The sequence below is a fragment of the Chitinimonas sp. genome (genome assembly GCF_041904975.1).
Classification (GTDB): domain Bacteria; phylum Pseudomonadota; class Gammaproteobacteria; order Burkholderiales; family Chitinimonadaceae; genus Chitinimonas.
Genome location: NZ_JAYRLZ010000225.1, coordinates 1 through 7001, shown reverse-complemented (window position 1 = coordinate 7001; position 7001 = coordinate 1). Strand labels below are relative to the sequence as shown.

Here is a 7001-nt window from a genome sequence, read left to right as displayed (position 1 = left end):
GCCTACTCCGCCGGGGCCCCACCCTCTTTTGCCGCGGCTACCCCCCCCACCACCCCTATCGCCGCGGCTCACGCCGCTCCTACACAGCAATCACTCTGCGCGTAATCACCGATTCAGGGCGCGCAGTGCAGAGCTTAAGGTGCGGCTTTAGCCGCGAACGCGGCAATGGTTCGGGGGCGGCGAAGGAATCGGCATCCCCAAACATCGGTAGACACAGAGGGCACCGAGACCACAGAGCACACAGAGAAAGGCAGATCGATATTGGCCTTGCCCGATGCGCTCCGCGTTCTCACTGTTCTCTGTGAATACAGGATTTACCTGCTAGCCAGCTGTGCAGCTGCAGGCGCGGGTCGAGGCTTAGTTGCTGCCTGCCTGCTCGTTCACAGCCTTCACATAGGCGTTGAATTCATTGATGGCATTGTTGCCCGCATCGGCGGCGGCTTTCGAGATGGCGCTTTGCTCATCGATGAATTTACGCATGCAGTCGCCATAAGCCTTGTACTTCTTGTTGAAGCGGTCGATTTTCGACTGATCAGCCAAGCGGCCCGGGTATTCCGGCTTTTCGCATACGGGCTTGGCAGCAGCGATGGCGGCTGCGGTAGCAGAAGGCGCGGCCGGTGCAGCTGGCGCAGCCGGGGCTGGTTCGGCAGCAAAGGCAGCGCAGGCCAGCAGGGCGGCAGTGAGGGCAGCGAGACGGTTCATCATGAATCCTTGCATATCGGGTTGAAAAAACGCGCCAGTGTGGCGACAAATTGACGCTGGCGTCAATCTGCAGCGCAGCGAAGCGCATGGCGTTATAGTGTCGCCCATTCGATGACAAGGAGCGCCCCATGGCTGACACATTGAGCACAGAACAACTGCAGGTCGAACGCATCGGCCATACCGTGGTGCTGACCATCAAGAACCCGCCGGCCAATACCTGGACCGAACAAAGCCTGCCGGCCCTGAAGGCGCTGATCGCCAGCCTGAATGCCGATCGCGATGTTTACGCGCTGGTGATTACCGGCGACGGCCCGAAATTCTTCAGCGCCGGCGCCGACCTCAATGTCTTCGGCTCGGGCGACAAGGCGCGCGCCCGGCAAATGATCAACTATTTTGGCCAGGCTTTCGAAGCGTTGGCGCAGTTCCGTGGCGTGAGCATTGCTGCGCTCAATGGCTATGCCATGGGCGGCGGGCTGGAGTGCGCGCTGGCCTGCGATATTCGCATTGCTGAAGAACACGCGGTGATGGCCCTGCCCGAAGCTACCGTCGGCCTGCTGCCCGGCGGCTTGGGCACCCAGCATCTGCCCTGGCTGGTGGGTGAGGGCTGGGCCAAGCGGATGATTCTGTGCGGCGAACGCGTCGATGCCGCCACCGCCTTGCGCATCGGCTTGGTGGAAGAAGTAGTGCCCACCGGCGAAGCACGGCAAAAGGCGCTGGAATTGGCCGAGAAGGTCGCCAAGCAAAGCCCGACCTCGGTTACCGCCTGCAAGAAGTTGATCCAGGCCGCCCGCCACCAGCCGATGTGGTCGGCACTGCCGCTGGAGCGCGAAATGTTCGTCGATCTGTTCGACAGCGAAGACCAGGCCGAGGGCGTGAAGGCGTTTCTGGAGAAGCGCAAGCCGGTGTGGAAGAATTGCTGATTGATCCTGCCCGGTGGCTGGGTTTGAACTGCCGGGCATCGTTGCGCTTCTATCGCGCCGCCATTGCCATACACCACACACGATTCGACACCCGAAAATACCATGACTGATTCCGTCCTGTTCGAACTCTGGCCCGCCAGCCATGGCAAGCAGATTGCCGTTGCCACCCTTAATGCCGAGAAAAGCCATAACGCCCTGTCGCTGGACATGATCCGCCTGCTGAGCCCGCAGCTTGACGCCTGGCAGCGCGACCCAGCGGTGGTGTGCGTCGTGCTGCAAGGCGCCGGCGAAAAGGCTTTCTGCGCCGGCGGCGATGTGGTGGCGGTGCACCATGCGATCAAGGCCGGTGACTTTCCCGCCACTGAGGCGTTTTTCCGCGAGGAATATGAACTCGATTACGCCATTCATACTTACGCCAAGCCGATACTGGCTTGGGGCCATGGAATCGTGATGGGTGGCGGCGTCGGCCTGATGGCGGGCGCCAGCCACCGGGTGGTGACCGAGCGCTCGCGCATTGCCATGCCGGAAATCACCATCGGCCTGTATCCCGATGTCGGCGGATCGTGGTTCCTGAGCCGCCTGCCCGGCCGCTTGGGACTGTATCTGGGCTTGACCGGCGCATCCTTCAATGCCGCCGATGCGCTCTATGTCGGCATGGCCGACTTTGCCCTGCCTTCCGCCACCCGCAGCCGCCTGCCAGACTTGTTGGGCGCCATTGCCTGGCAAGATGAGCCCAAGGTCAATCACCGCCTGTTGTCATCCGCCTTGCGTGGCGAAGCGCGCGAAGCCGCGCTGGAGTTGCCGCCTTCGCCGATCCGCGCCCATTACGACGCCATCCAGTCATTTACCGATTACGACACGGTAGACGAGATGGTCGCTGCCATAGCGAGCTATGAAGGTAGCGACGACTGGCTGCGCGCCGGCGCCAAGAAGCTGGCCGCCGGCTCGCCAACGTCGATGCGCCTGATCGTGGCGGCGCAGCAGCGGGCGAAATTCATGTCGCTGCGCGAAGTATTCGATATGGAACTGACCTTGTCGCAGCAATGCTGCCGCCAGGGCGATTTCGCCGAAGGCGTGCGTGCCCTGCTGATCGACAAGGACCACCAGCCTCGCTGGTCGCCCGCCACGCTGGCCGAAGTGAGCGAGGCTCATGTCGATGCTTTCTTCACCGCCTGATACCGGTAGCCAAAGGAAACCCCGATGAAGCGCGCCCTGCTGTCTCTCGCCACCCTGCTATTGCTGGCCCAGCCCACCTATGCCGAAGAGCCAAATGCCCCCGTCGATGCGAATGGCGCCAGCACACCGGCGAGCGGCACCGTCGACGATGGCCCGAGCAACCCCTGCCAGCAGTGGGGCAGGGTGGCGCGCGGCATCCTGAAAGCCCGCCAAGCCGGCGAGCCCAAGCGCAAGCCGCAGTCCGACATGGAAAAGGCGCTGCTCGATCGTTTCTACGACAAGAAGGACGCCGAAACCATGAGCCTGGAAGCGGCCTATGCCGAGGGCTACAAGCTGTGCTTGCCGATTTTGCGCAAGGGGATCAACTGATTCGGCGGCTTGAAACGCGCATGGTGATTGTGGCAAACACTAGCCTCGATAAAGCGCAGCGAACTCCGGGGGCGGGCTGAGCTGCCGCGAAAACGGGCCACGGCTGCTATGATGGCCGTCCGCATCCATGACTCCCTTCTCAGCATGATCCAATCGCAACGCATTACCCTGCGCCATGTCACTGAAGCCGACCTGCCCATACTGGAGCGCTCGGCCTGCGACCCGGTGGCGCGTGGCGAACATACCTCGATCCGCATGGTCAGCCCGCAACGTGTACGTGCACGTTTTGCCGAAGACGGCTTTTCCAGCGAAGACCACGAGCGCTTGCTGATCTGCGACGAGAGCGGGTCGGTGATTGGCGATGTGGTGCACTTCAAGGCCAAGCGCTATAGCGATACCCGTGAAGTGGGCTGGAGCATTTTTGATCCGGCCAAGCGCGGTCAGGGCTATGCCAGCGAGGCGGTGAATGCCCTGATCGATTACTTGTTCCGAGCCTTGCCGATCAACCGGGTGGAATGCAATACCGCACCGGATAACCTGCCTTCGCTGCGAATGGCCGAGAAATGCGGCTTTGTACGCGAAGGGGTACTGCGCGGCTATATGTTTGCCAATGGCGCCTATATCGACAGCGTGGTGCTGTCGGTGCTGCGCTCGGAATGGGCAGAGCGGCGTGCGCAACGCGCAAACGCGGTTGGCTGAACATGCGCATCTGGGTTGATGCCGACGCCTGCCCCAGGGTGATCAAGGAGATTCTGTTCCGCGCCGCCGATCGCACCGGCATTGCCACTACCCTGGTGGCCAACCAGCTGATCAGCGTGCCGCCGTCGCCGCATATCCGCGCGATACAGGTGCCGAGTGGCTTTGATGTGGCTGATGGCTATATCGTGCAGCAGGTGCAGGCGGGTGATCTGGTGATCACCGCCGATATCCCGCTGGCGGCGCTGGTGGTGGAGAAGGGTGGACGGGCGCTCGATCCGCGTGGCGAATTGCATACGGCCGCGACGATCCGCGAGCGCCTGTCGATGCGCGACTTTATGGAAAACCTGCGCAATAGCGGGGTGGAAACCGGCGGGCCGGCCGCTTTTGGTCAGGCCGAGCGCCAAGCATTTGCCAAGGTGCTGGACAAACTGCTGGCGGCGAAGCGCTAGGAGCAAATCTGTAGACATAGTTAGCAGGGAAGACACAGAGCGCACTGAGGAAGGCCCGTCCGAATCAGTGTGCGCTCTGTGTCGATGCTGATTTCGCTGTATCGCTTTTTCTGCGCTATGCCAAGGATTCGGGGGCGAAGCGTTCCCGACAGCCTGAAATGCTGCGCCCGTGGCCAAGACAAGCTCGATTCAAAGGAAATACTGAGTTGTGGAAGACTATCTGACGCACTTGCTGACCGGAAAAACGGAGCCGGCTTGGCCCGCCACACTGCCATGCGGCGCGCGCCTTGCCGTTTGGGGTGAGGGGCTGATCGCCATCGAGCCGGCCGATGCCGGGCTGGATCTGCTGATTTCATCGGGCATCCACGGCAATGAAACGGCGCCGATCGAGCTGGCGGCGCAGCTATTGCAGGAAATACTGGCGGGCCAGCTGCTACCCAAGGCGCGGGTGTTGTTTGCCTTCGGCAATCCGGAAGCGATGCGCCGCAACGAGCGCTATCTGGATTAGGATCTGAACCGCCTGTTCGGCAAAGCGGCCGAGTTGACCGGCAATGGCCCGGCTGCCTTGCGTGCGCGCGAACTGGAGGCGGCGGCGTTGCAGTTTTTTGGCGCGCCAGGCGCGACACGATTCAAGCTGCATTACGACCTGCACACCGCCATACGCGGCTCGAGGATCGAAAAATTCGCCATCTACCCCTATCCCCACGAGGCGGGGTTTGATGGCGAGGAAATCAAGCGCCTTGGCGCCTGCGGCATCAGTGCGGTCTTGCTGCAGGCCAAGCCCTCGCCGACCTTTTCCTACTTCACCCGCCGCCATTGCGGCTCCCATGGCTTTACCGTGGAGCTGGGCAAGGCACGGCCATTCGGGCAGAACCAGTCGGTGAACCTCGACTTGCTGGAAAGCAGCCTGCGCCGCCTGTTGGCGGGCGACACGGGCCTGCCGGCCGATACCGCCATGCCGGCGCTGTACCGGGTGGCGCGCGAGTTGATCAAACACAGCGAGCAGTTCCGCTTGAACCTCGCTGCCGATGTGGAGAACTTCTCATCGCTACCGCTTGGCATGGTGCTGGCCGAGGATGGCGAGCAACGCTTCGTGGTGGAGGACGAGGGCGCCCTGATCGTGTTCCCCAATGCCAAGGTAAAGCCGGGCCTGCGTGCCGGCCTGCTGGTGGTGCCAGCCAGCCTGTAAGCGGCGCGTGGCAGCGCCCTTGCTGCTTGGACTTGGGCGGGGTGATTTGATCCTGCCCCTTCAGGTCCGGAATCCTCAGAGCTTGCCTTATCCACAGCGTACATTTGCGCCATTGCCGCCACAGCAGCGCGGCGCGCCCAGAATATATTGGCCGCTCTATTCCCTTGTCATGATTAAATACCACGAGCTGTAGCGCGGGTCTGCCCGTGGCATTTCCAATCTTCATCGGGACAACACTATGAATCTGGTTCAGCGCGTTCAAGACATCCTGCTCAAACCCAAGGAAACCTGGCCGGCTATCGAGGCCGAAAACACCGACACCGCCACCCTGTACAAGGGCTATCTGGCGATTCTGGCGGCGATTCCGGCAGTGGCGGGCTTTATCGGCAGCACCATGGTGGGCAGGAGTGCCTTCGGCTTCAGCTACCGTGCGCCTATCGTCTCTGGTCTGGTTTCAGGCATCGTCATGTATGTAGTGTCGCTGGCGCTGATTTACGGCCTGTCGCTGATCGCCGATGCGCTGGCGCCGAGCTTTGGTGGCAGCAAGAACCAGAACAATGCGCTCAAGCTGGTGGCGTATTCGTATACCGCCAGTTTCGTTGCCGGCGTGCTGTCCATCGTGCCCATGCTCGGCATGTTGGCGGTGCTGGGTAGCCTGTATGGTATTTACCTGCTCTATCTCGGTACGCCGGTGTTGATGAAGGTGCCGGAAGAGAAGGCGCCTGGCTATGTGGCGGTGCTGGTGGTCTGCGGCATTGTCGCTTCCATGGTGATTGGCGGCGTGGTCGGCATGCTGACCATGGGCTCGATGATGGGCCAGATGGCCCACGGCGGCAGTGGCGGCGAATTCTCGGTCAAGACGCCGGACGGCCAGGTCACCATCGATACTGCCAAGTTGCAGGAAGCGGCCAAGCGTATCGAAGCCGCTTCCAAGCAGGCGCAGGCCTCGGGCGACCCGGCCGATGCCGGCAAGGTGGCGGCGGCTGCACTGGGCGTATCGGGCAAACCGTTTGCACCACAGGATTTGAAAGCCGTCCTGCCTGACACCCTGGGTGGCTTGCCGCGTGCCTCGATCGAATCCGAAGGTACCGGCGCCATGGGCTTCAATGTATCCATCGCCAGCGCCCGCTACCAGGCTGATGGCAAGCAGCTGGAAATGAAGATTTCCGATTTCGGCGGCGGTGGCGGCCTGCTGTCGTTCGCCGCCTGGGCCAATCTCACCATGGATAAGGAAACCGACACATCGGTAGAGAAAATCTACAAGCAAGGCAGCCGCAGCGTACGCGAGCAGTACCAGAAAGACGGCAGCCGCGCCGAATACACCCTGGTGCTGGCCAATGGCGTGATCGTGGAAACGCACGCTACCGGCATTGCAGCGCCGGCCGTCAAGGAAGCCATCGGCACGGTCGATCTGGGCAAGCTCGAAGCGATGAAGCACGCGCCGGCTGGCTAGGCTCTGTTGACGTTTTGTCGCCGGTCGCGCCGGGTCGAGTTTTG

The 7001-nt window shown here is 62.0% G+C and carries 7 protein-coding genes and 1 pseudogene; 7 read left to right on the top strand and 1 reads right to left on the bottom strand.

What is annotated here, in order from left to right; genetic code table 11:
* Positions 1-357 precede the first annotated feature (357 nt).
* On the bottom strand, positions 358-705 hold the full coding sequence (locus ACE3OH_RS17235) for a hypothetical protein (protein WP_374355876.1): 348 nt from the start codon (positions 703-705) through the stop codon (positions 358-360).
* Between the two features lie 125 nt (positions 706-830).
* On the opposite strand from ACE3OH_RS17235, the gene ACE3OH_RS17230 reads away from it, so the two are divergent.
* From ACE3OH_RS17230 to ACE3OH_RS17200, 7 genes and pseudogenes are all read left to right on the top strand, one after another.
* Positions 831-1622: an enoyl-CoA hydratase gene (locus ACE3OH_RS17230; protein WP_374355873.1), complete on the top strand. Its 792-nt coding sequence runs from the start codon at positions 831-833 to the stop codon at positions 1620-1622.
* A 102-nt stretch (positions 1623-1724) separates the two neighbouring features.
* Positions 1725-2798, top strand: a complete 1074-nt coding sequence (locus ACE3OH_RS17225) for an enoyl-CoA hydratase/isomerase family protein (RefSeq protein WP_374355870.1) — start codon at positions 1725-1727, stop codon at positions 2796-2798.
* A gap of 24 nt (positions 2799-2822) precedes the next feature.
* Positions 2823-3167 carry a hypothetical protein gene (locus tag ACE3OH_RS17220; protein WP_374355867.1) on the top strand — a complete coding sequence of 115 codons (345 nt, stop codon included), beginning with the start codon at positions 2823-2825 and terminating at the stop codon, positions 3165-3167.
* Positions 3168-3311: 144 nt separating this feature from the next.
* Positions 3312-3866 carry a GNAT family N-acetyltransferase gene (locus ACE3OH_RS17215; RefSeq protein ID WP_374355864.1) on the top strand — a complete coding sequence of 185 codons (555 nt, stop codon included), beginning with the start codon at positions 3312-3314 and terminating at the stop codon, positions 3864-3866.
* Between the two features lie 2 nt (positions 3867-3868).
* A complete protein-coding gene (locus ACE3OH_RS17210; RefSeq protein ID WP_374355861.1) occupies positions 3869-4315 on the top strand; it encodes a YaiI/YqxD family protein in 447 nt (148 codons plus the stop codon).
* A 208-nt stretch (positions 4316-4523) separates the two neighbouring features.
* Positions 4524-5504, top strand: a pseudogene (gene astE, locus ACE3OH_RS17205) (succinylglutamate desuccinylase).
* A 238-nt stretch (positions 5505-5742) separates the two neighbouring features.
* A complete protein-coding gene (locus tag ACE3OH_RS17200; RefSeq protein WP_374355858.1) occupies positions 5743-6957 on the top strand; it encodes a Yip1 family protein in 1215 nt (404 codons plus the stop codon).
* Positions 6958-7001: the final 44 nt, after the last annotated feature.

Excerpts from the sequence above, each read along its gene's own strand:
- ACE3OH_RS17235 (WP_374355876.1), bottom strand. The coding sequence starts at position 705 with ATGATGAACCGTCTCGCTGCCCTCACTGCCGCCCTGCTGGCCTGCGCT.
- ACE3OH_RS17230 (WP_374355873.1), top strand. The coding sequence starts at position 831 with ATGGCTGACACATTGAGCACAGAACAACTGCAGGTCGAACGCATCGGC.
- ACE3OH_RS17225 (WP_374355870.1), top strand. The coding sequence starts at position 1,725 with ATGACTGATTCCGTCCTGTTCGAACTCTGGCCCGCCAGCCATGGCAAG.
- ACE3OH_RS17220 (WP_374355867.1), top strand. The coding sequence starts at position 2,823 with ATGAAGCGCGCCCTGCTGTCTCTCGCCACCCTGCTATTGCTGGCCCAG.
- ACE3OH_RS17215 (WP_374355864.1), top strand. The coding sequence starts at position 3,312 with ATGATCCAATCGCAACGCATTACCCTGCGCCATGTCACTGAAGCCGAC.
- ACE3OH_RS17210 (WP_374355861.1), top strand. The coding sequence starts at position 3,869 with ATGCGCATCTGGGTTGATGCCGACGCCTGCCCCAGGGTGATCAAGGAG.
- ACE3OH_RS17200 (WP_374355858.1), top strand. The coding sequence starts at position 5,743 with ATGAATCTGGTTCAGCGCGTTCAAGACATCCTGCTCAAACCCAAGGAA.